This window comes from Palleronia sediminis (assembly GCF_004358695.1).
Lineage (GTDB): Bacteria > Pseudomonadota > Alphaproteobacteria > Rhodobacterales > Rhodobacteraceae > Palleronia > Palleronia sediminis.
Window position 1 is genome coordinate 192,675 of the sequence record NZ_SNAA01000003.1, and the last position, 22,706, is coordinate 215,380.

A 22,706-nucleotide genomic window follows, 5' to 3' on the forward strand; every position below is an offset into this window, starting at 1 on the left:
GCGCCGCGAAATCCATGTGAGCGTCGAACAATTTGATTTGGATCAAGGCGTTATCCGTGCCGCGTGCAAGCCTGTGGCCGCTCATCATCCCGAGAGAAGGAACGAACCGGTCATGAGACGCCTAGCCAGATCCACCGGATTAGCCACACTGACCCTTTCCATCGCCTGCGCCGCCGCCGCGCAGCAGGAGCTGCGCGAGGTGGCCGCCGATCTGTTCCGCCCGCTGCCCTCGACCGTTCCCGCGGTGAACGACAACCCGATCACCCCCGCCAAGATCGACCTCGGCAAGGCGCTTTTCTTTGACCCGCGCATGTCGGCCTCGGGCGTGTTCTCGTGCAACTCGTGCCACAACCTCGCCACGGGGGGCGACGACAACATGCCCGTCTCGATCGGGCATGGCTGGCAAAAGGGGCCGCGCAACTCGCCCACGGTGCTCAACTCGGTCTTCAACGACGCGCAGTTCTGGGACGGCCGCGCCGCCGACCTCGCCGAGCAGGCCAAGGGCCCGGTGCAGGCCGGCGTCGAGATGGCCAACACCCCCGACAACGTCATCGCGACGCTGAACTCGATGCCGCAATATGTCGAATGGTTCAAAGCCTCGTTCCCCGACGAGGACGATCCGGTGACCTTCGACAACTTCGCCAAGGCGATCGAGGCCTACGAGGCGACGCTCATCACCCCGGCGCCTTTCGACGCCTGGCTGAACGGCGACGACGCGGCGCTGAGCGATATCGAGAAGACGGGGCTCGAGCTTTTCGTCGATGCGGGCTGCGCCTCGTGCCATGGCGGCGTGAATCTCGGCGGCGAGGGGTATTATCCCTTCGGCCTCGTCGAGAAGCCGGGCGCCGACGTGTTGCCCGAGGGGGACAAGGGCCGGTTCGCCGTGACCGAGACCGCCATCGACGAATACGTGTTCCGGGCCGCACCTCTGCGCAACATCGCGCTGACCGCGCCCTATTTCCACTCGGGGGCGGTGTGGGACCTGCGCACGGCGGTGGCCGTCATGGCCGAATCGCAGCTCGGCGCGGATCTGGACGAGGACGAGATCGACGCGATCACGGCCTTCCTCGGGTCGCTGACCGGCGAGATGCCCGAGGTGGTCTATCCGGTCCTGCCGCCCGAGACGGCTTCGACCCCCCAGCCCACGGGCGAAGTGCGCTAAGGCGGCCTCCGGCGCGGCCCGTTCGGGTCGCGCCGGAATGCGGGGCGATCAGGCGCCTTCTGTGACCTTTGCGCCCCATCCCAGAGGCTCGGACATGTCCTTGCCGCTGGTCGCGCCCTGTTCGGCCAGGAATTTCTCGGCGTCGAGCGCGGCCATGCAGCCCATGCCGGCGCTGGTCACGGCCTGGCGATAGACGTGATCGATCAGGTCGCCCGCCGCAAACACCCCAGGCACCGAGGTCCGGGTCGTGCCCGGCTCGACCACGACATAGCCGCCCAGATGCGTCTCGAGCTGGCCCTCGACCAGGCTCGAGGCCGGGGCATGGCCGATGGCGATGAAGACGCCCTTGACCGGCACCTCGGTGATCTCGCCCGTCTCGACATGGCGCGCGCGCACCGCCTCGACCCCCTTGGGAGAGTCCGTTCCCGTCACCGCGTCGAGCTGATGGTTCCACAGCACCTCGACCTTGGGATTGTCGAACAGGCGCTGCTGCATGATCTTTTCGGCCCGCAGCTCGTCGCGGCGGTGGATCAGCGTCACCTTCGAGGCGAAATTGGTCAGGAACAGCGCCTCTTCGACAGCCGTGTTGCCGCCGCCGATCACCGCGACCGGCTGGCCGCGGTAGAAGAACCCGTCGCAGGTCGCGCAGGCCGAGACGCCGAAGCCCTTGAACGCCTCTTCCGACGGGAGGCCCAGCCAGCGCGCCTGCGCCCCCGTGGCGAGGATGATCGCCTGCGCGCGCCATGTCGTGCCGTCGTCGCCGATGGCGGTGAAGGGGCGCGAGGACAGGTCGACCGAGGCGATGTGATCCGACACGATCTCGGCACCCATGGCGCGGGCATGCCCCTCCATCCGGGTCATGAGGTCGGGGCCCATGACCGACGCGTCGCCGGGCCAGTTCTCGACATCGGTGGTGATGGTGAGCTGCCCGCCGGGCTGGATGCCCTGCACCAGCACAGGCTCGAGCATGGCGCGGGCGGCATAGACGGCGGCGGTATAGCCGGCCGGCCCCGACCCGATGATGAGCAGCTTGACGTCGCGGGTCTTGGACATGGCGCGTATTCCCTTGCAAGGCGATCTGGCGCCGATATAGGAGCTTCCCGCCCGGCCCGGAACCCCCGCCGCGGCGTGCCCGGCAGGGGCCGGGACGCAATCTTGCGCCAACGTGAAACAATATTGCGCTGAATGCGCTGTGAACATAGGGTTCGGACAAATCAGATGGGTGAGACGATGCCGGGGCACAAGCTGGACGCGATCGACCGCAAGATCTTGGCGGAATTGCAGGCCGACGGTCGCATGACCAACGTGGAACTCGCCCGGCGGGTGGGCATCTCGGCGCCGCCTTGCCTGCGGCGGGTCCGCACGCTCGAGGAGCAGGGGTTCATCCGCGGATTTCACGCGTCGGTGGATGCGCGGTCGCTGGGCTTCGAGGTGCAGGTCTTTGCCATGGTGGGGCTGCAAAGCCAGGCCGAGGCGGATCTGGCCGCTTTCGAAGAGAAATGCCGCGCCTGGCCGCTGGTTCGGGAATGTCACATGCTGAACGGCGAGGTGGACTTCATCCTGAAATGCGTGGCGCCCGACCTGTCGAGCTTTCAGACCTTCCTCACCTCGGAACTCACGGCCGCGGCGAATGTCGCCAGCGTCAAGACATCGCTCGTGATCCGCGGCGCCAAGGATGCGCCGGGCGTGCCCTTCGACGTGCTCGAGGCGCGGCTGGCGCGGCGGGCCTGAGCCTCAGGCGACGATCCGGTCGATCAGGTCGTCGCGCACGCGCTGCATCGACAGCGCGCCGAACTCGTCCATCCGTTCGAGATGCGGAAAGAAGGACAGGAACAGGGCCTGCATCGCGGCCCCCGCGATGCGGTCGATCCGGCCGGGATGCGCGCTTTCCAGTTCGAGCCCGTTGACGGTGAAGGTGCAGTGCCGCGCAAAGGCCAGGTGATAGCATTGCAGCGGCGAGATCGGCGCGATCTCGATGATCGCCTGCCCGTCGACCAGCGCCGAGATCGGCACCAGCGCCGAATCGACGCCCAGCAGACGGCGCACTGCGTCGCGGCGGCTGACCAGCCGGGCGGCGGGGCCGAGCAGGATGTCGCGCGACGGCCGGCCCAGCCCCAGCGCATCGGCCGGAATTCGGTAGAGCGCGCTTTTCCGCCGCCCCGGCAGGATCGTGCGCGCGCCTTTCCACACCAGGCGGTCCACCCCGTTCGAGGTGATGACCCGGTCGCCGGGCAGCAGATCCTCGACCGCGACGGGGCCGTCGATGGTCTGCACCAGCCCGCCATGCACGATGGCGCCGAAGGTCTGGGTGAAAAGCGGCGTGGCGGGCCCCATGCGCGTGAACTCGACCGGGTCGCCCGCGCGGTCTAGTCCGATCACATGATAGCGCTGCGTCAGGGGCGGCAACTCTGCCGGCCCCGAGCGCGGTTTCTGGCGCACGGTCCAGGGCCCGCGCGACGGGGGATAGGCGTTGGGCCGAACCGGCCGCTCGTCCGTGGACATGGTCAGACCTCCGGTCTGGCGGAAAGGGCGCGTCGGGCGGCGGGCTCAGGCGGCGTCGGCGGCCCGAACGGGGCGGTATCCGCGCTGAAAGGGCAGCGTCGCCCGATACTTGCGAGAGCTGTCGATTGCGGCGGCGATCCAGCGGCGCTTGGTCATGGGGCGATCCTTTGGCGTTTTCGGTGCCGTGAGGATGGCGCCGGATTCGGGCCGCAATGGGACGGGCTCGCGCCGCTCGCGCGTCGAACGCGGGGCATTTGCGGGCGGAGCGACGGTGCCTCAGCCCGCCCGGATCGCCGAGAGCAGCCGCCCGTAATCGGCCTCGCGCCGGTGGGTGGCGCGCCGGTACGAGAAAAAGCGCGACGGATCGGCATAGGTGCAATGGCGCGTCCAGCGGGCGCGTTCGATGCCCGCCGCGCGCAGCCGGGCCAACCCGAAGGCGGGCAGGTCCAGCATCAGGCGGTCGCCCCGCGCGGGCGTGAAGAACCGTTCCGCCGCGGGGTCTTCGGCGACAAAGGCCGCGCGCAGCTCCGGCCCGACCTCGTAGGCCTCGACCGAGATGCAGGGGCCGATCACCGCCGCGATATCGCCGCGCCGGGCGCCCAGCCGCTCCATCGCGTCGATCGTCGCCTCGAGCACGCCGCCCACGGCCCCTTTCCAGCCCGCATGGGCCGCCCCCACGACACCGGCGGCGCGGTCGGCAAAAAGGACGGGCATGCAATCGGCGGTCAGCACGGCGATGGCGATGCCCGGCGTTGCGGTGACGAGCGCATCGGCCTGCGGCGGCGTCTCGGGCGGGGTGTCGTCGGCCACCACGACGCGCGGCGAATGGACCTGGTGCAGGCTGCGGAGCTGGGCGGCCGGCACGCCCATCGCCATCGCGGCCCGGCCGCGGTTGATCGCCACGATATCGCGCTGATCGGTCGAGCCCGCGCCGCAATTCAGCCCGCGAAACACCCCCGAGGACGCCCCGCCGCGCCGGGTAAAGAACCCGTGTCGCATCGGTGCGAGCAGGTCCGAGGTGAGGATCTCGAGCGTCACGGGCGCCTCCGGGCGGGCAGGGGGGCGGATCATGTCAGCCCCGGTGGCGGTGCGGCCCCGTCATGCAGGGCCATCGCCTTGAAAAGCTGGCCCATCTCGTCGGGGTGGGTCAAGCGCCGGTGGGCGGCGATGTGGGTGTCGAGCGCGGCGCCCGTCAGCCCGCGCGCCAGCGCCTGCGCGCGCGCGGTGATGCCCAGCCGTTCCAGCCAGACGCCCTGCGGCACGGGGCCTGCCACGGCGCAGGGCGCGGCCGCGGCGATGGCCGCAAAATCGACATGCGCGGTCAGGTCGGCCTGCCCCGGATTGTCCAGCGGGCTTTCCTTTTCGTGACGTCGGACCGCCTGGAACGTGTCTCCGGGCGCGCCGTCCTTTCCATAATCGAACAAGAGCGCGATGCCGCCCCGCGCGGCGATGCGGCCGCCCAGCTCCTCGGCTATCGCGGTCGCGGGGGCGCAGGTCTCGACCATGTCGCCCGGCGCGGTATCGGCCACCCGGTGCTCGAGCGCCGCCAGCCGCGCGACGGGCCCGAGCGCAAAGCGCAGCCTGTCGCCCTCGGCCGTGACCAGCCTTTCGCGCCAGCCCTCGCCGTCGCGCAGGAACTGGCGGATGGGCAGGGCGTCGAAAAACTCGTTGGCGACAAGAAACAGCGGCAGGTCGTCGGGCAGCTCGTCCGGGCGGTCGTGAAACATCGGCGCGAACTGCAAAAGTGCCGCCGATTGCGCCGCGCGCAGATCGGGCGAGACCTCGACCATATGCAGACGGATCGCGGCGTGAAACCCCGCGACGCCGCGCGTCGCGCGCAGCGCGTCGGCCATCAGCGTGCCGCGCCCCGGCCCCAGCTCGGCAAGGATCACGGGTGCGGGCGACCCGCGATCGAGCCAGGCCTGCGCCAGCGCCAGCCCGACGAGCTCTCCGAACATCTGGCTGATCTCGGGGGCGGTGACGAAATCGCCGGCCCGGCCCAGCGGGTCGCGGGTGCTGTAATAGCCGTGATCGGGGTGCAGCAGGCAGGCCGCCATGTAATCGGCCACGCTGAGCGGGCCGGTGGCCGCGATCTGGCGCAGGAGAATCCGGCCGAGCGGGGTCATGCCCGCGCCGTGCGTCCCGACAGCGCCGCGACGATGAAGGCCACCCCGATCGCGAGCATCGGCAGCGACAGGACCTGGCCCATCGACAGGCCCGCGCCGCCGATCTGCACGACATAGCCCATCGGGTTCGTCGCGGTGATGAACTGCGCATCGGCCTGGCGGAACAGCTCGACGAAAATGCGGCTGGCCGCGTAGCCCGCGAGGAACACGCCCGTCAGCAGGCCGGGGCGGCGAAACGCGCGTCGCCCGAAGGCCAGCCAGATCAGCGCGGCCCCCAGCAACAGCCCTTCGAGCCCGGCCTCGTAGAGCTGCGAGGGATGGCGCGCGCAGAGCCCCGCGACGCCGGGGCAGTCCTGCGCCGCGATGCCGGGAAAGACGACCCCCCAGGGCAGGTCGGTCGGCCGCCCCCAAAGCTCGGCATTGATGAAATTCGCGATCCGCCCCAGCAGCAGCCCCGGCGGGGTGCCCAGCGCGGCAAGGTCGAGCACCGCCAGCGGCCGCACGCCCTTGCGCCAGGCGAACCACGCGATGCCGATGGCGACGCCCAGCATGCCGCCGTGAAACGACATGCCGCCCTGCCAGACGGCGAGGATCTCGGCGGGATGCGACAGGTAGTAGGCGGGCTGGTAGAACAGCACGAACCCCAGCCGCCCGCCGAGGATCACGCCGAGGACGATGGCGGTCATCAATTCCTCGACGGCCTGCGCGGTCATCGGGGCCGTGCCGCCGGGCCAGAGCGCATCGCGCCGCACCGCCATCACCGCCAGCCGCCAGCCCGCGAGGATGCCCACGATATAGGCCAGCGCGTACCAGCGCAGCGAGAACGCGAAATCGCCCAGCCGGATCGTGAAGATCTCGGGCGAGATGTCGGGAAAGGGGATCGCCAGCAGCATGGCGGGGACAAGGCCTCCGGTCCGCGGGGAAGTCAACCTTGCGTCCGGGGGGCGTGGCTCCATATGTCATGCACGCCCCATCAGGAGACAGGCATGCAGACCCGCAACAAGATGTTCGACGATTTCTCGCAGCTCATGACCAACGCCATGGGCGTGGCACAGGGCGCGCGGGACGAGGCGCAGACCGCCATGAACGGGATGATCGACCGCTTTCTCGCCGATCGCGATCTCGTGACCCGAGAAGAGTTCGACGCCGTCCGCGCGATGGCCCAGAAGGCGCGCGAAGAGAACGAGGCGCTCAAGGCCCGGATCGAGGCGCTCGAAAAGGGCTGAGCCTCTATGGCCCGCGCCGCGCGGGCACGAGCGCCACGACCGCGAGCCCTGCAAGGATCGCCCCGATCCCGAGGCTCGCGCGCCATGTCACAGGCTCGCCCACCAGGGTGCCGGCCAGGATCCAGGCCGTCACCGGCTCGGCCAGGGCCAGCGTGACCGCGGTCGAGGCTGCGACGCCGCGCAGGCCCCATGTATACAGCGCATAGGACAGGCCCGTCGCTCCCACCCCGAGATACGCGATCAGCGCCCAGTCGGCGGGCGCGTCGATCCACACCGGCGGGCGCAGGGCCAGCACCGGCGCCGTCAGCAGCGCCGCCAGCGTGAATGTCGCTGCCGCGATGGCGGTCGATGGCGCGCGCGCCCCGATACGGCTGGTGGCCAGCGAATAGGCGGCATAGCAGGCCCCCGCCCCCAGCGCCGCGGCGATGCCCGCGCCCGCACCGGCACCCATGGCGGACCCGGCACCGAGCCCCAGCAGCCCCACCCCCGCCACCGACACGAGCTGCCCGCCCGCGCGCAGCGCGCCCGGCAGGCGGCGCTGGGACGCGATCTCCCACGCGGTGGTCCAAAGCGGGGCGCTGCCGATGGTGACGGCGGTGCCGATCCCGACGCCGGCCGCCCCGACCGCGTGAAAGAACAACAGGTTATAGCCCGCGATCGCGATGGCGGCGAAACCGATGCCCCGCCATGGCAGCCCCCGCGCCGCGCGCCGGCAGGCCGGGTCCGCCAGCGCCAGCGCCACCAGCGCCGCCGCGCCGAATGCCAGCCGCAGCGCGCCCACCGCCAGCGGATCGCGCGCCGCGGGCAGGGCGGCCTGCACCGTTCCCGTCGTCCCCCACAGCATCGCGGCGACCATAACGGCCGCGACCGAGGCGCCCCGCCCGCCGCTCATCCGCCGCTGCGGCGCGCGAGAGGGCCGCCCGGCTGTGCTCCGTCTGGCATCGCCTTGTGACCTATGTAAACTAACGCCTTGGAATAGCTGGGGGATAGTGGGCGATACATGGCAGGGGTCAAGCCCGGATCGCAGGCTTCGCGGCTGGCGCCGCTGCTCGTCCGGGCGCGGAGCGGGTGGAACCTGCTGCGCGACCGCGGGCCGGGGCAGGTGCAGTTCTGGCTGATTGCGCTGGGCATCGGGATCGCCTCGGGCTTTGCCGCGCTGTTCTTCCGCAAGGGCATCGAGGCGCTTCAGACGCTGCTCTACGATGTCGACGAGGTGCAGCGCCTGACCACCGCCGCGCGCGAGCTTCCGTGGCAGCTCGTCGTGCTCTGGCCGATGCTGGGCGGGCTGGTCGTGGGGCTGATCCTGCACCGGTTCACCCGCGAGGGGCGCGTTCATTCCGTCGCCGAGGTGATCGAGGGCGCGGCGCTGCGCGATGGCCGGGTCGAGACCCGGGCGGGCGTCGCCTCGACGGCGGCCTCGCTCATCACGCTGGGTTCGGGCGGGTCGTCGGGACGCGAGGGGCCGGTAGTCCTGATGGCGGCGGTGCTGGCCACATGGGTCAACGATGCCATCGCCGCGCGCGGGATCACGGCGCGCGACCTGCTGGGCTGCGCGGTTGCGGCGGCGGTCTCGGCCAGTTTCAACGCGCCCATCGCCGGTGCGCTCTTCGCGCTCGAGGTGGTGCTGCGCCATTTCGCGCTTCATGCCTTTGCCCCCATCGTCATCGCCAGCGCGGCGGGCACCGTCATCAACCGGCTCGAGTTCGGCGACGTGACCGAGTTCACCCTGACCGAGCCGGGCGCGCTGGCCTTCTACACCGAGCTTCCGGCCTTTCTCCTGCTCGGGCTGGTCTGCGGGCTCATGGCCGTGGTGCTCATGCGCTCGGTGTTCTGGGTCGAGGATCTGGGCAATGCCGCGCAGGCCCGGCTGAGGTTGCCGGGGCCGCTGCGCCCGATGCTGGCGGGCGCGCTGCTGGGAGTCATCGCGCTGGCCTTTCCCCAGATCATCGGCGTGGGCTACGAGACGACATCGCAGGCGCTGACGGGGCAGCTGACCCTTGCAACGGCGGTGACGCTCGCCGCGGTCAAGACGGCGGCCGTGGCGATCACCATGGGCGGACGGATGGGCGGCGGGATATTCTCGCCCTCGCTGATGCTGGGCTCGCTGGTGGGGCTAGCCTTCGGGCTGGTCGCGACCTCGGTTTTTCCCGACCAGTCCGGGTCCGAGACGCTATACGCGCTGGCGGGTATGGGGGCGCTGGCCGCCGCGGTTCTCGGCGCGCCGATCTCGACCACGCTGATCGTGTTCGAGCTGACCGGAGACTGGCAGACGGGGCTTGCCGTGATGGTCGCGGTCTCGATCTCGTCGGCGGTCGCGTCGCGGCTGGTGCACCGGTCGTTCTTTCTCACCCAGCTCGAGCGGCGCAATATCGGCGTCTCGGCGGGGCCTCAGGCCTACCTGCTGTCGATGTTCCGGGTGCAGAACGTCATGCGCACCCCCGACCACGACCGCGCCGCGCCCGACGACGCGATCTGGCAGGCCATCGAGGAGGGCATCTTTGTCGAGGGCAACGCCACGCTCAAGATGGCCATGCCGATCTTCGAGACGACGAACCGGCCCTTCTTGCCGGTGGTGCGCATGGGCGCGCCGGGCGAGCCGCCCGAGATCCTGGGCGCGCTGTTCCATCTCGACGCGCTCAGGGCCTATAACCGCGCGCTGGCCGCGACCGCCGCCGAGGAACATTCCTGACGGCCGGCCGGGGCGCGGTGCAGGCGGGGTCAGACCCGCTCGACCGTGACGTTCTCGTGCATGAAGGCGAGATGTCCCGCGATCTGCGACACCTTGTCCCTGGGGTGTTCGTAGCTCCAGGCGGCGTCCTGCACGACGAGGCTTTTCAACTGGATCGAGAAATAGGTGGCGTCGCCTTTATGGGGGCAATGCGTGCGTTTCTCCGAAGGGTCGAGGAACGCCATCGCGATATCCTCGCGCGGGAAATAGACGATGAACGGTCGGTCGTCCTCGTAAAGCAGCTTGGCGTCCTGCGATTCGCCCACCACGGCGCCGCCCGCGCGGACCACCCATGTGCCTTCGGCCTTCTCGATCCTGATATCGCCGCTCATGCGTCCCTCGTTCCCTGTTGCGCGCCGCGCGCGCCCGAGCGGCCCGACGACGGATCGCGGAGGCGGCGCGGGAGGCGGCGCCGCGAACCTTAGCAGCAAACCCCGGCGGCGCAACGCGGGCCTCAAAGCGGGCGCGTGGCCCGCCCCAGCCAATCGGCGACCTCGGGCGGCAGCCGCCCCGTCATGCGATGCGCGACGCCCTGGTGATAGGCGTCGATCCAGGCGCGTTCGCCGGGCGACAGCGCGTCCACGTCGATCAGCCGCCGCTCGAACGGCACCCATGTCAGCGTCTCGAATGCCAGCATGTCCCGCCCCGCGTCGCCGCCCTCGATCCGCGGGGCGGGCACGACGACGATGAGGTTCTCGAGCCGCACGCCGAACCGTCCCTCGACGTAATGGCCCGGCTCGTTCGACACGATCATGCCCGGCTCGAGCGGCAACTTGCCGCGCCGGCTGATGCTTTGCGGGCCTTCGTGGACGGACAGGTAGACCCCGACGCCGTGGCCGGTGCCATGGGCGTAGTCCTTGCCGCCGCGCCACAGCGCCGCGCGCGCCAGCGGGTCGAGATCGCGCCCGGCGAGCCCCCTGGGGAACCGCGCCCGCGACAGGGCGATCAGCCCCTTGAGCACGCGGGTATAGCTGTCGATCTGGTCGTCATCGGGGCGCCCGGCGACAAAGGTGCGGGTGATGTCGGTCGTCCCGTCCTCGTATTGCCCGCCGCTGTCGATCAGCAAAAGCTCGCCCGGCGCGAGCGCGCGGTTCGATCGCTCGCTCACCCGGTAATGCGGCAGCGCGCCGTTCGGCCCCGCCCCCGCGATGGTCTCGAAGCTGATATCGCGCAGCGCGCCGGTATCGACGCGGAACCCCTCGAGCGCGCGGACCGCGTCGATCTCGGTCAGGGGGGTGCCGTCGCAGACCGCGGCCAGCCGCCCGTCGAGCCAGTGCAGGAACCGGCACATCGCCGCGGCGTCGCGCAGATGCGCCTGCGTGGTCGCCGCGATCTCGGCATCGGTCTTGCGCGCCTTGGGCAAGAGGCAGGGATCGGGCGCCCAGTCGATCCGCAGCCCCGCCTGTTCCAGCGCCCGCCCGAAGGCATGGGGCGCGCTGTCGGGGTCGAGCCGCACCGTGCCGGAGAGCTCGGCCAGCGCCGAAAGGATCGCGTCGGGCGGAAAGACCGCCACCCCCTTGAGCGCCCCGCCGAGCGCGTCCAGCTTGGCCGCGTCGATGAACAGCCGCACGCCGCCCGTCGCCGCCTCGAGGATAGCGAACCCATGGGGCACCGGGTTGCGCGGGATATCGCTGCCGCGGATGTTAAGCAGCCACGCGATGCTGTCGGGCAGGCTGAGCACCGCCCAATCCTGCCCCGCCGCGCGCAGATCGGCCGCGATCCCCGCGGTCTTTTCGGCGCGGGTGCGGCCGGCCAGCCGGTCGGGCCAGCGCGTGACCGCGCCGCGGGGCGGGGCGGGGCGGTCGGGCCAGGCCGCGTCCACCGGGTTCGCCCCCACGGGCACCGCGGCGATATCGGGGCCGAGTGCCTTTTCCAGCGCGTCGATCTCGGAACGGGTATGCAACCACGGATCGAACCCCACCCGCGCGCCGCGCGCCAGCCGTCCGGCCAGCCATTCGCCCGGCCGCGTCGCCGGCCAGTCGACGATCTCGACCCCCTCGGGGGCCTGTTCGCGCCCCTGGATGGTATAGCGCCCGTCAACGAACAGCGCGGCCGCGTCGCCCGTAACGGCGGCGATCCCGGCCGAGCCGGTGAACCCCGTGAGCCAGGCCAGCCGCGCATCGCAGGGGGCGACGTATTCGCCCTGGAAGGCGTCCGCCCGCGGAACGAGGAACGCGTCGAGCCCGTCCCCCCGCATCCCCTCGCGCAGCCGCGCGATACGGTCGCCATGCGGCTCGGACGGGGCGTCGATCGTGAAGCTCTGGAACATGGCCTTTGGTCCGTGCAGGGAAGGGGCGGGCGGAAAGTCGCGCGGATCGGGCGCGGCCGCAAGGTCAGGGTTGCGGCAGCGCGCGGGGCGAACCAGACAGGGGCCATGACCGCCTCGACATTGCATTTCCTCGACGCCCGCGGGCGTCTGCGCACCAACCGCGCCTGGCTCGCCCGGATCGTGAAGGATGCCGATTCGCGCATCCGCGCCATCTGCGATCCCGGCCCCGTGGATATCGTCATCCGCCCCGGCACCGAGGTCGTGCCCGAGCTGGGGCATCTGGGCCATTCGCCAAGCGCGGGGCAGATCTTCATCACGGTCGATCCCGCCAATCCCGAGATCACGCGCAACCCCAACGGCGTGTTCCAGCGGTCGCTCGCGCATGGGATGCACCACTCGATGCGCTGGGACGGGCCGGGCTACGGTCGCACGCTGGGCGAGGCGCTGGTCAGCGAGGGGCTGGCCGGGCAATTCGCGAAACAGGCCTTCGGCCCCCCGGCCGCGCCCTGGGAAAAGGCCTATGACGACGACGAGATCGACCCGCCCATGTCCGAGGCGCTGAGCGCCTGGGACGATCCGGGCTATGATCATGCCGAATGGTTCTATGGCGCGGGCGGGCGGGCGCGCTGGGCGGGCCATACGCTGGGCTTCCGGCTGGTCGGCGCCGTGCTCGAGCGCGAGGGGATCACCCCCGCCGCCGCGGCCAACTGGCCCGCCGAGGCCTTTCGGCCGAAAGCCGCCTGACCGGCGGACGCGCCGCCTGTCGCCGGCCGCATATGGGTATTTGGAAAAGAGAAGACGGGGGCGGAGGCGCGGGGTCCGCCCGCGCGCGGCTTGACGGCCGGGCGCGAAGCCGCCAAGGCTCCGGCGCATCGCCAAACCCCGGAGCCCCCGCCGTGGCCGCCTCTCCCGCACCGTTCTCGCGTTTCGAATGGCTCATCGCCTGGCGCTACCTGCGCGCGCGCCGCGCAGAGGGCGGGGTGAGCGGCATGACCTGGATCAGCCTCATCGGCATCACGCTCGCCGTCTTCGCGCTGATCGCCACGTTGTCGGTGCGCGCGGGGTTCCGGGCCGAGTTCGTCGACACGATCCTCGGGGCCAATGCCCATGTCACCGTCTACGAGGCCGATTATTCGGCCGCGGGCCGCGGCACGGCGCAGATCGAGGATTACGACGACCGGGCCGCGCGCATCGCCGCAATAGACGGCGTCAGCGCCGCGGCGCCCCTGGTCCGCGGGCAGGTCATGGCGAGCCTCGCCGGCCGGAACGCCGGGGTCGAGGTGTTCGGCATCCGCGCCTCCGATCTCGCGCAGGTGCCCCGCGTGGCCGAGCCGCAGGAGGCCGAGGGCACGCTCGATCGGTTCGGCGTCGGGGATATCGAGGGTGTGGCCATCGGCTCGGGCGTCGCGCGCGAGCTGGGCGCGCGGGTGGGCGACACGATCCGCCTGATCTCGCCCGACGGGGCGCGCACGCCCTTCGGCACCTCGCCGCGGGTCTCGGCCTACGAGGTCGTCTATATCTTTACCGCCGGGCGCTACGATATCGACCGCACGCGGGTCTACATGCCCTTTGCCGCCGCGCAGACCTATTTCAACGCCGATAACGCCGCGACCGAGATCGAGGTCATGCTCGACGAGCCCGACGCGGTCGATGCCGCCGTGCCCGCCATTCTCGACGCGGCGGGCGGCGCGGCGCTGGCCTGGACCTGGCGCGATGCCAGCGGGTCGTTCCTGCGCGCGCTCGATATCGAGGATAACGTGATGTTCGTGATCCTTTCGGTGCTGGTGCTGATCGCCTCGATGAACATCGTCTCGGGGCTCATCATGCTGGTCAAGAACAAGGGCCGCGACATCGGCATCCTGCGTACCGTCGGCCTGACCGAAGGGTCGGTGCTGCGGGTGTTCTTCATCTGCGGATCGCTGACCGGGGTGCTGGGCACGCTGTTCGGGGTGATCCTCGGCGTTCTCTTCGCGATCTATATCGACCCGATCTTTTCGGCCGTGAACTGGCTGTCGGGCGGCGGCGCGTGGGATCCGTCGATCCGGGGGATATATGCGCTGCCGGCGAAGCTCCAGGCGGGCGACGTGCTGTCGGCGGTGGCCCTGTCGCTGGGGCTCAGCTTTGTCGTCACCATCTTTCCCGCGCGGCGCGCGGCGCGGATGAACCCGGTCGAGGCGCTGCGCTATGAGTGAGGTTCTGCGGCTCGACGGGATCGCCAAGGGCTACAACCCCGGCCGGCCCAATGCGGTGCAGGTGCTGCGCGATGCCGATCTGACCGTGTCGCGCGGCGAGGTCGTGGCGCTGGTCGCACCCTCGGGGGCGGGCAAGTCGACGCTGCTGCATATCTCGGGGCTGCTCGACACGCCCGATGCCGGCCGCGTCTGGCTGGGCGGAGAAGACATGACCGATCTGCCCGACCGCCGCCGCACCCGCGCGCGCCGCGCCGATGTGGGGTTCGTCTACCAGTTCCACCACCTTCTGCCCGAGTTCACGGCGGCCGAGAATGTCGTTCTGCCGCAACTGGCCCATGGTGTCGCGCGGGCCGAGGCTTGGGCGCGGGCCATGCGGCTGCTCGCCTCGGTCGGGGTCGAGCACCGCGCCGATCACCGCCCCTCGGCCCTGTCGGGGGGCGAGCAGCAGCGCGTCGCGCTGTGCCGGGCGCTGGCCAATGCGCCGCGCCTGCTTCTGGCCGACGAGCCGACGGGGAATCTCGACCCCGAAACCTCCGAGACGGTCTATCAGGCGCTGATGACACTGGTTCGCGAGACGGGGCTGGCCGCGCTGATCGCGACCCACAACCTCGAGCTGGCCGGACGCATGGACCGGCAGGTGCGCCTGTCGGGCGGGCGGCTGGTCGAGGCGGGTTGAGCGACGCCGCCGCATGGGTTTCGACGATACGGGAAACCGTGACGACTGGAGCGGGCGAGGCGATTCGAACGCCCGACCCTTACCTTGGCAAGGTAATGCTCTACCCCTGAGCTACGCCCGCGCTGCCAGTCTGTCGGTCCCAATGGAGCGGGCGAGGCGATTCGAACGCCCGACCCTTACCTTGGCAAGGTAATGCTCTACCCCTGAGCTACGCCCGCTTACCGTTGGGTGGGGGCGATTTATCGCCGCCGCGCCGCGGGTGCAAGGGCTTTCGACCGGGAAAAGCGGGCGGCGTCCGCGCGCCGCCCGGCCCGGTGTCAGGTCTCGTATTCGATCAGCAGGTCCTTGGCGTCGATCTGCGCGCCGGGAGTGACCAGTACCGCCTTGATGACCGCGTCGCGGTCGGCATGCAGCCCGGTCTCCATCTTCATCGCCTCGATGGTCAGCAGCAGATCGCCCTGCCGCACGTGCTTGCCGGGCTCGGCCGCGACGGTGGCCACCACGCCGGGCATGGGCGCGCCGATCTGCGCGGGGTTGCCCGGCTCGGCCTTGCGCGCGGCGGCGCGGGTGCCGGCGCGCTTGCGGTCGGGCACGCGGGCGGCGCGGGGCTGGCCGTTCAGCTCAAAGAACACCCGCACCTCGCCGCGGTCGTTCGTCTCGCCCACGGCCTGACAACGGATCTCGAGCGTCTTGCCGGGGTCGATCTCGACCGAGATCTCCTCGCCCGGCTGCATCCCGTAGAAAAACGTCTGCGTGGGCAGGGTGCGGACCGGGCCGTATTCCTCGTTGCGGCGGCGGTAATCGGCGAAGACCTTGGGATACATCAGGTATCCCATCAAATCCTCGTCGTCGATCGCGACCCCACCTGCGGCCTGCGCGGCATCGCGGCGCGCGGCCTCGAAATCGACCGGCGCCAGATGCGCGCCCGGCCGCCCCTCGATCGGGGTCTCGCCCTTGAGCACCTTGTCGCGGATGCCGCGCGGCCACCCGCCGGGGGGCTGGCCAAGGCTGCCGCGCATCATCTCGACCACCGAATCGGGAAAGGTGACGTCGGTGGCGGGGTCTTCGACCTCGGCGCGGGTCAGGCCCTGGCTCACCATCATCAGCGCCATGTCGCCCACCGTCTTGGAGGACGGCGTGACCTTGACGATATCGCCGAACATGCGGTTCACCTCGGCATAGGTATGCGCGACCTCGTGCCAGCGCTCCTCGAGCCCCATGGAGCGCGCCTGCGCCTTGAGGTTGGTGAACTGCCCGCCGGGCATCTCGTGCAGGTAGACCTCGGAGGCGGGGGCCTGCATTCCGCTCTCGAAGGCCGCGTAATGGGCGCGCACGGCCTCCCAGTAGTTCGAGATCTCGCGGATCGCGTCGATATCGAGCCCGGTATCGCGGTCGGTCCGGCGCAGCGCCTCGACGATGGTGCCGAGCGTCGCCTGGCTGGTATTGCCCGACAGCGCGTCCATGGCGCAATCGACCGCGTCCACCCCCGCCTCGGCCGCGGCGAGGATCGTGGCGCAGGCGATGCCCGCCGTGTCGTGGGTGTGCAGGTGGATGGGCAGGCCCACCTCGTCCTTGAGCGTGCGCACCAGCACCGCGGCCGCGCGCGGCTTGAGCAGCCCCGCCATGTCCTTGAGCCCCAGCACGTGCGCGCCCGCGTCCTTCAGCTCATGCGCCATGGCGACGTAATACTTGAGGTCGTATTTCGCCCGGTCGGGGTCGAACATGTCGCCCGTGTAGCAGATCGAGCCCTCGCAGAGCTTTCCGGCCTCGTTCACCGCATCCATGGCGACGCGCAGGTTCGGCGTCCAGTTGAGGCTGTCGAAGACGCGGAACACGTCCACTCCCGACGCCGCCGCCTGCGCGACGAAACCCGCGACGACATTGTCGGGATAGCTGGTATAGCCGACCCCGTTCGAGGCGCGGAACAGCATCTGCGTCATGACATTCGGCATAGCGGCGCGCAGGTCGCGCAGGCGCTGCCAGGGGCATTCCTGCAGGAACCGATAGGCCACGTCGAAGGTCGCGCCGCCCCAGCATTCGACCGAGAACAGGCCGGGCAGGTTCGCCGCATAGGCGGGCGCGGCGCGGATCATGTCGATGGATCGCATCCGCGTCGCCAGCAGCGACTGGTGCCCGTCGCGCATGGTGGTGTCGGTGATCAACAGGCGGGTCTGCGCCGCCATCCAGTCGGCCACCGCCTGCGGTCCGTCCTCCTCGAGGATCTGGCGGGTTCCGTGCGCGGGGCTTTCGGCGCGCAGGGCAGGGGGCACGGGGGCGCGCGCCTCGGCATGGGGGCGGGGGCGGCCTTCGGTCTCGGGATGCCCGTTCACCGTCACGTCGGCGATATAGGTCAGCAGCTTGGTCGCGCGGTCGCGACGCGGCCGGAAATCGAACAGCTCGGGCGTCTGGTCGATGAAGCGGGTGTGATACTCGTTCGACAGGAAGGTGGGGTGTTTCAGCAGGTTGATGACAAAGTCGATATTCGTGCTGACGCCGCGGATGCGGAATTCGCGCAGGGCGCGGTCCATCCGTGCGATGGCGGCCTCGGGGGTCGGCGCCCAGGCCGTGACCTTTTCCAGCAGCGAATCGTAGAACCGCGTGATGACGGCGCCCGAATAGGCCGTGCCCCCGTCGAGCCGGATTCCCATGCCCGTCGCCCCCCGATAGGCGGTGATCCGGCCGTAATCGGGGATGAAATTGTTGGTCGGATCCTCGGTGGTGATGCGGCACTGGATCGCGTGGCCCGACAGCGCGACGTCGTATTGGCTGGCCGTGCCGGTCGCCTCGGTCAGCGACTTGCCCTCGGCGATCAGGATCTGGGCGCGCACGATGTCGATGCCGGTCACTTCCTCGGTGACGGTGTGCTCGACCTGCACGCGCGGGTTGACCTCGATGAAATAGAACTCGCCCGTTTCCATATCCATCAGGAACTCGATGGTGCCGGCGCATTCATAGCCGACATGCTCGGCGATCTTCTTGCCGAGGTTGCAGATGCGTTCGCGCTGCGCGCCCGAGAGATAGGGGGCGGGGGCACGCTCGACGACCTTCTGGTTGCGCCGCTGCACCGAGCAGTCGCGCTCCCACAGGTGATAGATGTTTCCCATCCGGTCGCCGAGGATCTGCACCTCGACATGGCGGGCGCGCAGGATCATCTTTTCGAGATATCCCTCCCCGTTGCCAAAGGCCGCCTCGGCCTCGCGCCGCCCCTCCAGCACCTTTTCCTCCAGCTCGTCCGGCCCCGAGATGGCGCGCATCCCCCGCCCGCCGCCGCCCCACGAGGCCTTGAGCATCAGCGGATAGCCGATGTCCCCGGCGGCGGCGCGGGTGGCGGCCATGTCCTCGCCCAGCACGTCCGAGGCCGGGATCACGGGCACGCCCGCGGCGATGGCTACCTGCCGGGCGCTGGCCTTGTCGCCCAGCTGTCGCATCGTCTCGGCCCTGGGCCCGATGAAGGCGATCCCGGCGGCGGTGCAGGCATCGACGAAATCGGGGTTTTCCGAAAGCAGCCCATAGCCGGGGTGGATCGCGTCGGCGCCGCAGGCGCGGGCCACGCGGATGATCTCGTCGATCGACAGGTAGGCGGCGACCGGCCCCATCCCCGCGCCGATGCGATAGGCCTCGTCCGCCTTGAAGCGGTGGAGGCTCAGCTTGTCCTCCTCGGCATAGACGGCGACCGTCCGCTTGCCCATCTCGTTGGCCGCGCGCATCACGCGTATGGCGATCTCGCCGCGGTTGGCGATGAGGATCTTGTCGAATTCTGTCATGGGGGTGCGCCTTTCGCAGTCGCGGCAAAGCGTAGGGTCAAGCCGATGCACGGGCAAGGGCCGCGCCTGCCCTCACGGCAGGATCAGATGCCCCGCCATGCCCAGCGCGAACCCGCCCACGGCGCCGAGCGGCGGCAGGAAATCGCGCTCGAGCCGCACCTGCGGGGCGATATCCTCGAAGACGAGGTAAAGGATGCCCCCCGCCGCGAAGAGCATGACCGTACCCAGCACGCCGTCGAAATCCGACAGCACGACATGGCCCAGCACCGCCGCCACCGGTCCGAGACAGGCCAGCGCGGCAAAGATCTTCAGGGTGCGGCCGCGGTCATGCCCGCCGCCCTTTTCCATTTCGCGAAAGGCGTTGAATCCCTCGGGCAGGTTCTGAAGCGCGATGAGCAGCGCCATCAACAGCCGCGACCCCCCCGAGGCCATCAGCGCCCCCAGCGCCAGCGCCTCGGGGATGAAATCCGACAGCATCGCGACAAGCTGCGATTTCTGGCTGCCCGAACGCGCGATCCGGCGGTCGAGCCACAGAAAGAACACGCCGCCCGCCGCGAAAGCCGCCAACGCCAGCCACACCGGCACCTTTTCGGCGCCGTCGGGCACCAGCACGAACGCCACCGCCGCGACCAGCGCGCCCCCGCCGAAGGCGATGACGCCATGGGTGATCTCGGTCGCGCGGGCGCCCCTTGCCGGCGGCCAGCCGCGCATCGCGAGCCAGCCGCCCAGCGGAATCGTCGCGCCGGCGAGCGTCGAATAGAGAATGGCCAGCAGCATGGTGCTTCCCTTCGGTCGATCCGGGTGGGAAATGCGGACCGCCGGGGCCGCGTTCCGGGCGGGCCGCCGCAACATGCGGAACGGAGCGCGAACGCGCCCTTCCGTTCGGGCGCGTCCCGGTCTAGATTGTCGGCCATGAGTCAGTTCGACGAAGACGATGCCTTCGAGGCGGCCGCCGTTCCCCTGTCCCAACGGGCCATGGGCGCGCGCCCCGCGCCTTATCTCGACGACCTCAACCCCGCGCAGCGCGAGGCGGTCGAGACGCTGGACGGCCCCGTTCTGATGCTGGCCGGGGCGGGCACCGGCAAGACCAAGGCGCTGACCGCGCGAATCGCGCACCTCATGCTTCAGGGTCGCGCCCGGCCGAACGAGATCCTCGCCGTCACCTTCACCAACAAGGCCGCGCGCGAGATGAAGGATCGCGTCGGCCGGTCCATGGGCCATGCGATCGAGGGGATGCCGTGGCTGGGCACCTTCCACGCGATCTGCGTCAAGCTGCTGCGCCGCCATGCCGAGCTCGTCGGGCTCAAGTCGAACTTTACCATCCTCGATACCGACGACCAGCTTCGCCTGCTCAAGCAGTTGATTGCGGCCGAGAATATCGACGAGAAACGCTGGCCCGCGCGCCAGCTCTCGGGGCTGATCGACCATTGGAAGAACCGCGCCTGGACGCCCGAAAAGGTGCCCGCCTCCGAGGCGTCGGCCTTCAACAATCGCGGCACCGAGCTTTACGACTATTACCAGCGCCGCCTGATCGAGCTGAACGCCGTCGATTTCGGCGACCTGCTGCTGCACATGCTCACGATCTTCCAGACGCATGATGACGTGCTCGCGCAGTACCAGCGCTGGTTCCGCTATATCCTCGTGGACGAGTACCAGGATACCAACGTCGCCCAGTATCTGTGGCTGCGCCTGCTCGCGCAGGGTCATCGCAACATCTGCTGCGTGGGCGACGACGATCAGTCGATCTATGGCTGGCGCGGCGCCGAGGTGGGCAACATCCTGCGGTTCGAAAAGGATTTTCCGGGCGCCAAGGTGGTGCGGCTGGAACAGAACTACCGCTCTACCCCGCATATCCTCGCCGCGGCGAGCGGCGTGATCGACGCCAACGAGGGGCGGTTGGGCAAGACGCTCTGGACGGCCGAGACCGAGGGCGAAAAGGTCCGCCTCATCGGGCATTGGGACGGCGAGGAAGAGGCCCGCTGGATCGGCGAGGAGATCGAGGCCGCCATGCGCGGCACGCGCGGCATGCGCCCCATCGCCCTGAACGAGATGGCGATTCTCGTGCGCGCCAGCCATCAGATGCGCGCCTTCGAGGACCGGTTCCTGACCATCGGGCTGCCCTATCGCGTGATCGGCGGTCCCCGATTCTACGAACGTCTCGAGATTCGCGACGCGATGGCCTATTTCCGCCTCGCCGTCAGCCCCGACGACGATCTCGCCTTCGAGCGGATCGTGAACACGCCCAAGCGGGGCCTGGGCGACAAGGCCCAGCAAAGGATCCAGACCACCGCCCGCGCGCATGGCGCCTCGCTGCTCGACGGCGCGCGGATCCTGCTCTCCGAAGGGGGGCCGGGCGGCAAGGGCGGGGCCGAGCTGCGCCGCCTCGTCGACGGGCTCGACCGCTGGCACGACGCGGTGCGCGACCCCGAGACCGGCCATGTCGAACTGGCCGAGCGCATTCTCGACGAATCGGGCTACACGGCGATGTGGCAGAACGACAAGACGCCCGAGGCGCCCGGACGGCTCGAAAACCTCAAGGAACTGGTCAAGGCGCTGGAAAATTTCGAGAACCTGCAAGGGTTTCTCGAGCATGTCGCGCTGATCATGGATAACGAGAAGGACCGGGGCGAGGATCGCGTGTCGGTGATGACGCTGCACGCCGCCAAGGGTTTGGAATTCGCCGCCGTGTTTCTGCCGGGGTGGGAGGACGGGCTTTTCCCGTCCCAACGCTCCATGGACGAATCGGGGCTCAAGGGCCTAGAGGAAGAACGGCGCCTCGCCTATGTCGGCCTGACCCGCGCCGAAGAGGTTGCGACCGTCAGCTTTGCCGCCAACCGCCGCGTCTACGGGCAATGGCAATCGGCGCTGCCGTCGCGGTTCATCGACGAGCTTCCCGCCGATCACGTCGAGGTTCTCACCCCGCCGGGCCTCTATGGCGGCGGCTTCGGCGCGGCGGGAATGGCCGCGAGCGCGTCGCCCCAGATCATGACGGGCCAGGCCAGCGACCTGCACGACAAGGCCAGCCGCGCCGATGTCTACAATTCGCCCGGCTGGCGGCGGCTGCAGGCCCGCGCGCAGTCGCGCCCGATGAGCCAGCCGCGCGAAACCCGCGAGATGGTGATCGACGCGCAGGCCGTTTCCGCCTTTTCCGAGGGGGACAGGGTGTTCCACACCAAGTTCGGATACGGCACGGTCGAGGGAATCGAGGGCGACAAGCTCGGGATCGCCTTTGACAAGGCGGGCACCAAGAAGGTCGTCGGCCGCTACGTCGTCCCGGCCGATGCGGCGGACGACGTGCCGTTCTGACGCGCGGTGGCCGGGCGTCGCGCCCGTGAGTATTTCAGGAAACAGAGAAGATGCGCGGCGGCACCGGGGAGGAGGTCGGCGCCGCCGCTATCTTACGTGCACCCAAGGGAGGAGAGGGCGCCCGTAACCGGGAAACTGTTGCGGCGGCACCGGGGAGGAGGTCGGCGCCGCCGCTATCTTACGTGCACCCAAGGGAGGAGAGGGTGCGCGTAACCGGGAAACTGTTGCGGCGGCACCGGGGAGGAGGTCGGCGCCGCCGCGATCATACGTGCGCCCAAGGGAGGAGAGGGCGCCCGTAACTCGGGTATGATTTCGCGGCGACGCCGGGGAGGAGGTCGGCGCCGCCGCGCTGAGCGAAACAAGCCGGGGAGGAGGTCGGCCCGTTCCGCTGTCTCATGTGGCTCGGGGCTGAATGCGCCCGTGCCGAATTCGTTCCGCCGGGATCAGACCCGGCCGTAGGCCGCATCCCGCGCCGCGGCCTCGATGGCCGAACGGTGCAGGCCGAGATCGGCGAGTTCGCGGTTCGACAGGCGCGACAGTTCGCGCACCGTGTCGACATAGATCCGGCGCGCCGCGATCCGGGCGCGCAGGCCGGCGAACATCCCGGCAAGGCCGGTGCCGCCTTGGCGGGCGGGGCGGAAGGTGGCGTCGCTCATCGAACTCGTCCTCGTGCAATCCTGCGTGCCGGCCGTGTTAGCGCCGGTGTTGGGCAGAACATACGCTCATGCTGCGATTGCACAATCCCGCCGCCGCTC

Annotated in this window: 19 protein-coding genes and 2 tRNA genes; 8 read left to right on the forward strand and 13 right to left on the reverse strand. The window is 69.9% G+C overall.

The window, feature by feature from the left end; all coding sequences use genetic code 11:
• Positions 1–112: 112 nt before the first annotated feature.
• Positions 113–1,162, forward strand: coding sequence for a cytochrome-c peroxidase (locus tag E2L08_RS04685; RefSeq protein ID WP_133395901.1), 1,050 nt, complete (start codon positions 113–115; stop codon positions 1,160–1,162).
• A gap of 48 nt (positions 1,163–1,210) precedes the next feature.
• On the opposite strand, the gene trxB is transcribed toward E2L08_RS04685, so the two are convergent.
• On the reverse strand, positions 1,211–2,215 hold the full coding sequence (trxB, locus tag E2L08_RS04690) for a thioredoxin-disulfide reductase (protein WP_133395902.1): 1,005 nt from the start codon (positions 2,213–2,215) through the stop codon (positions 1,211–1,213).
• 177 nt (positions 2,216–2,392) lie between these two features.
• Between trxB and E2L08_RS04695 the strand changes: the two genes are divergently transcribed.
• Positions 2,393–2,893: an Lrp/AsnC family transcriptional regulator gene (locus tag E2L08_RS04695; protein ID WP_133395952.1), complete on the forward strand. Its 501-nt coding sequence runs from the start codon at positions 2,393–2,395 to the stop codon at positions 2,891–2,893.
• Between the two features lie 3 nt (positions 2,894–2,896).
• On the opposite strand, the gene E2L08_RS04700 is transcribed toward E2L08_RS04695, so the two are convergent.
• From E2L08_RS04700 to lgt, 4 genes are all read right to left on the reverse strand, one after another.
• A complete protein-coding gene (locus tag E2L08_RS04700; protein WP_133395903.1) occupies positions 2,897–3,664 on the reverse strand; it encodes a Hint domain-containing protein in 768 nt (255 codons plus the stop codon).
• 276 nt (positions 3,665–3,940) lie between these two features.
• Positions 3,941–4,702 (reverse strand): peptidoglycan editing factor PgeF, encoded by a 762-nt coding sequence (gene pgeF, locus E2L08_RS04705; protein WP_133395953.1) that lies wholly within the window; start codon positions 4,700–4,702, stop codon positions 3,941–3,943.
• Between the two features lie 29 nt (positions 4,703–4,731).
• On the reverse strand, positions 4,732–5,790 hold the full coding sequence (locus E2L08_RS04710; protein WP_133395904.1) for a class I SAM-dependent methyltransferase: 1,059 nt from the start codon (positions 5,788–5,790) through the stop codon (positions 4,732–4,734).
• Positions 5,787–6,683: a prolipoprotein diacylglyceryl transferase gene (gene lgt, locus E2L08_RS04715; protein WP_133395905.1), complete on the reverse strand. Its 897-nt coding sequence runs from the start codon at positions 6,681–6,683 to the stop codon at positions 5,787–5,789. The genes E2L08_RS04710 and lgt overlap by 4 nt, the downstream gene beginning before the upstream one ends.
• Before the next feature lie 93 nt (positions 6,684–6,776).
• Here lgt and E2L08_RS04720 point away from each other — a divergent pair, with 93 nt between their 5' ends.
• Positions 6,777–7,016 carry an accessory factor UbiK family protein gene (locus tag E2L08_RS04720; protein ID WP_133395906.1) on the forward strand — a complete coding sequence of 80 codons (240 nt, stop codon included), beginning with the start codon at positions 6,777–6,779 and terminating at the stop codon, positions 7,014–7,016.
• A 4-nt stretch (positions 7,017–7,020) separates the two neighbouring features.
• Here the strand turns inward: E2L08_RS04720 and E2L08_RS04725 are convergent, their stop codons facing one another.
• Positions 7,021–7,860, reverse strand: coding sequence for a DMT family transporter (locus E2L08_RS04725; RefSeq protein ID WP_240758114.1), 840 nt, complete (start codon positions 7,858–7,860; stop codon positions 7,021–7,023).
• 156 nt (positions 7,861–8,016) lie between these two features.
• Here E2L08_RS04725 and E2L08_RS04730 point away from each other — a divergent pair, with 156 nt between their 5' ends.
• Positions 8,017–9,705: a chloride channel protein gene (locus E2L08_RS04730; RefSeq protein WP_133395908.1), complete on the forward strand. Its 1,689-nt coding sequence runs from the start codon at positions 8,017–8,019 to the stop codon at positions 9,703–9,705.
• A 29-nt stretch (positions 9,706–9,734) separates the two neighbouring features.
• Here E2L08_RS04730 and E2L08_RS04735 read toward each other — a convergent pair whose 3' ends face one another.
• Complete coding sequence (locus E2L08_RS04735) at positions 9,735–10,076, reverse strand: DUF427 domain-containing protein (protein ID WP_133395909.1); 342 nt, start codon at positions 10,074–10,076, stop codon at positions 9,735–9,737.
• 122 nt (positions 10,077–10,198) lie between these two features.
• Positions 10,199–12,013 carry an aminopeptidase P family protein gene (locus tag E2L08_RS04740; RefSeq protein ID WP_133395910.1) on the reverse strand — a complete coding sequence of 605 codons (1,815 nt, stop codon included), beginning with the start codon at positions 12,011–12,013 and terminating at the stop codon, positions 10,199–10,201.
• 105 nt (positions 12,014–12,118) lie between these two features.
• Between E2L08_RS04740 and E2L08_RS04745 the strand changes: the two genes are divergently transcribed.
• From E2L08_RS04745 to E2L08_RS04755, 3 genes are all read left to right on the forward strand, one after another.
• Positions 12,119–12,757, forward strand: a complete 639-nt coding sequence (locus E2L08_RS04745; RefSeq protein WP_168771046.1) for a DUF2268 domain-containing putative Zn-dependent protease — start codon at positions 12,119–12,121, stop codon at positions 12,755–12,757.
• A gap of 152 nt (positions 12,758–12,909) precedes the next feature.
• Complete coding sequence (locus tag E2L08_RS04750; protein ID WP_133395912.1) at positions 12,910–14,205, forward strand: lipoprotein-releasing ABC transporter permease subunit; 1,296 nt, start codon at positions 12,910–12,912, stop codon at positions 14,203–14,205.
• Positions 14,198–14,881, forward strand: a complete 684-nt coding sequence (locus tag E2L08_RS04755) for an ABC transporter ATP-binding protein (protein ID WP_133395913.1) — start codon at positions 14,198–14,200, stop codon at positions 14,879–14,881. Before E2L08_RS04750 ends, E2L08_RS04755 begins: the two co-directional genes overlap by 8 nt.
• 46 nt (positions 14,882–14,927) lie before the next feature.
• Here E2L08_RS04755 and E2L08_RS04760 read toward each other — a convergent pair.
• The 4 genes from E2L08_RS04760 to E2L08_RS04775 all read right to left on the reverse strand — a co-directional run bounded on the left by E2L08_RS04760 (position 14,928) and on the right by E2L08_RS04775 (position 19,422).
• A tRNA-Gly gene (locus E2L08_RS04760) sits at positions 14,928–15,002 on the reverse strand.
• A gap of 22 nt (positions 15,003–15,024) precedes the next feature.
• Positions 15,025–15,099 (reverse strand) — tRNA-Gly (locus E2L08_RS04765).
• A gap of 99 nt (positions 15,100–15,198) precedes the next feature.
• Positions 15,199–18,645: a pyruvate carboxylase gene (locus E2L08_RS04770; protein ID WP_133395914.1), complete on the reverse strand. Its 3,447-nt coding sequence runs from the start codon at positions 18,643–18,645 to the stop codon at positions 15,199–15,201.
• A 72-nt stretch (positions 18,646–18,717) separates the two neighbouring features.
• Positions 18,718–19,422: a ZIP family metal transporter gene (locus E2L08_RS04775; protein WP_133395915.1), complete on the reverse strand. Its 705-nt coding sequence runs from the start codon at positions 19,420–19,422 to the stop codon at positions 18,718–18,720.
• Positions 19,423–19,557: 135 nt separating this feature from the next.
• Between E2L08_RS04775 and E2L08_RS04780 the strand changes: the two genes are divergently transcribed.
• Complete coding sequence (locus E2L08_RS04780) at positions 19,558–21,951, forward strand: ATP-dependent helicase (RefSeq protein WP_133395916.1); 2,394 nt, start codon at positions 19,558–19,560, stop codon at positions 21,949–21,951.
• A 443-nt stretch (positions 21,952–22,394) separates the two neighbouring features.
• On the opposite strand, the gene E2L08_RS04785 is transcribed toward E2L08_RS04780, so the two are convergent.
• A complete protein-coding gene (locus tag E2L08_RS04785) occupies positions 22,395–22,607 on the reverse strand; it encodes a DUF1127 domain-containing protein (RefSeq protein WP_133395917.1) in 213 nt (70 codons plus the stop codon).
• Positions 22,608–22,706: the final 99 nt, after the last annotated feature.

Bases quoted from the DNA above. Each gene is read 5' to 3' on its own strand.
- E2L08_RS04695 (WP_133395952.1), top strand. From the start codon at position 2,393: ATGCCGGGGCACAAGCTGGACGCGATCGACCGCAAGATCTTGGCGGAA.
- E2L08_RS04775 (WP_133395915.1), bottom strand. From the start codon at position 19,422: ATGCTGCTGGCCATTCTCTATTCGACGCTCGCCGGCGCGACGATTCCG.
- E2L08_RS04735 (WP_133395909.1), bottom strand. From the start codon at position 10,076: ATGAGCGGCGATATCAGGATCGAGAAGGCCGAAGGCACATGGGTGGTC.
- E2L08_RS04720 (WP_133395906.1), top strand. From the start codon at position 6,777: ATGCAGACCCGCAACAAGATGTTCGACGATTTCTCGCAGCTCATGACC.
- E2L08_RS04770 (WP_133395914.1), bottom strand. From the start codon at position 18,645: ATGACAGAATTCGACAAGATCCTCATCGCCAACCGCGGCGAGATCGCC.
- E2L08_RS04730 (WP_133395908.1), top strand. From the start codon at position 8,017: ATGGCAGGGGTCAAGCCCGGATCGCAGGCTTCGCGGCTGGCGCCGCTG.
- E2L08_RS04780 (WP_133395916.1), top strand. From the start codon at position 19,558: ATGAGTCAGTTCGACGAAGACGATGCCTTCGAGGCGGCCGCCGTTCCC.
- E2L08_RS04785 (WP_133395917.1), bottom strand. From the start codon at position 22,607: ATGAGCGACGCCACCTTCCGCCCCGCCCGCCAAGGCGGCACCGGCCTT.
- E2L08_RS04740 (WP_133395910.1), bottom strand. From the start codon at position 12,013: ATGTTCCAGAGCTTCACGATCGACGCCCCGTCCGAGCCGCATGGCGAC.
- E2L08_RS04755 (WP_133395913.1), top strand. From the start codon at position 14,198: ATGAGTGAGGTTCTGCGGCTCGACGGGATCGCCAAGGGCTACAACCCC.
- E2L08_RS04685 (WP_133395901.1), top strand. From the start codon at position 113: ATGAGACGCCTAGCCAGATCCACCGGATTAGCCACACTGACCCTTTCC.
- trxB (WP_133395902.1), bottom strand. From the start codon at position 2,215: ATGTCCAAGACCCGCGACGTCAAGCTGCTCATCATCGGGTCGGGGCCG.
- E2L08_RS04700 (WP_133395903.1), bottom strand. From the start codon at position 3,664: ATGTCCACGGACGAGCGGCCGGTTCGGCCCAACGCCTATCCCCCGTCG.
- E2L08_RS04745 (WP_168771046.1), top strand. From the start codon at position 12,119: ATGACCGCCTCGACATTGCATTTCCTCGACGCCCGCGGGCGTCTGCGC.
- E2L08_RS04725 (WP_240758114.1), bottom strand. From the start codon at position 7,860: ATGCTGTGGGGGACGACGGGAACGGTGCAGGCCGCCCTGCCCGCGGCG.
- lgt (WP_133395905.1), bottom strand. From the start codon at position 6,683: ATGCTGCTGGCGATCCCCTTTCCCGACATCTCGCCCGAGATCTTCACG.
- E2L08_RS04710 (WP_133395904.1), bottom strand. From the start codon at position 5,790: ATGACCCCGCTCGGCCGGATTCTCCTGCGCCAGATCGCGGCCACCGGC.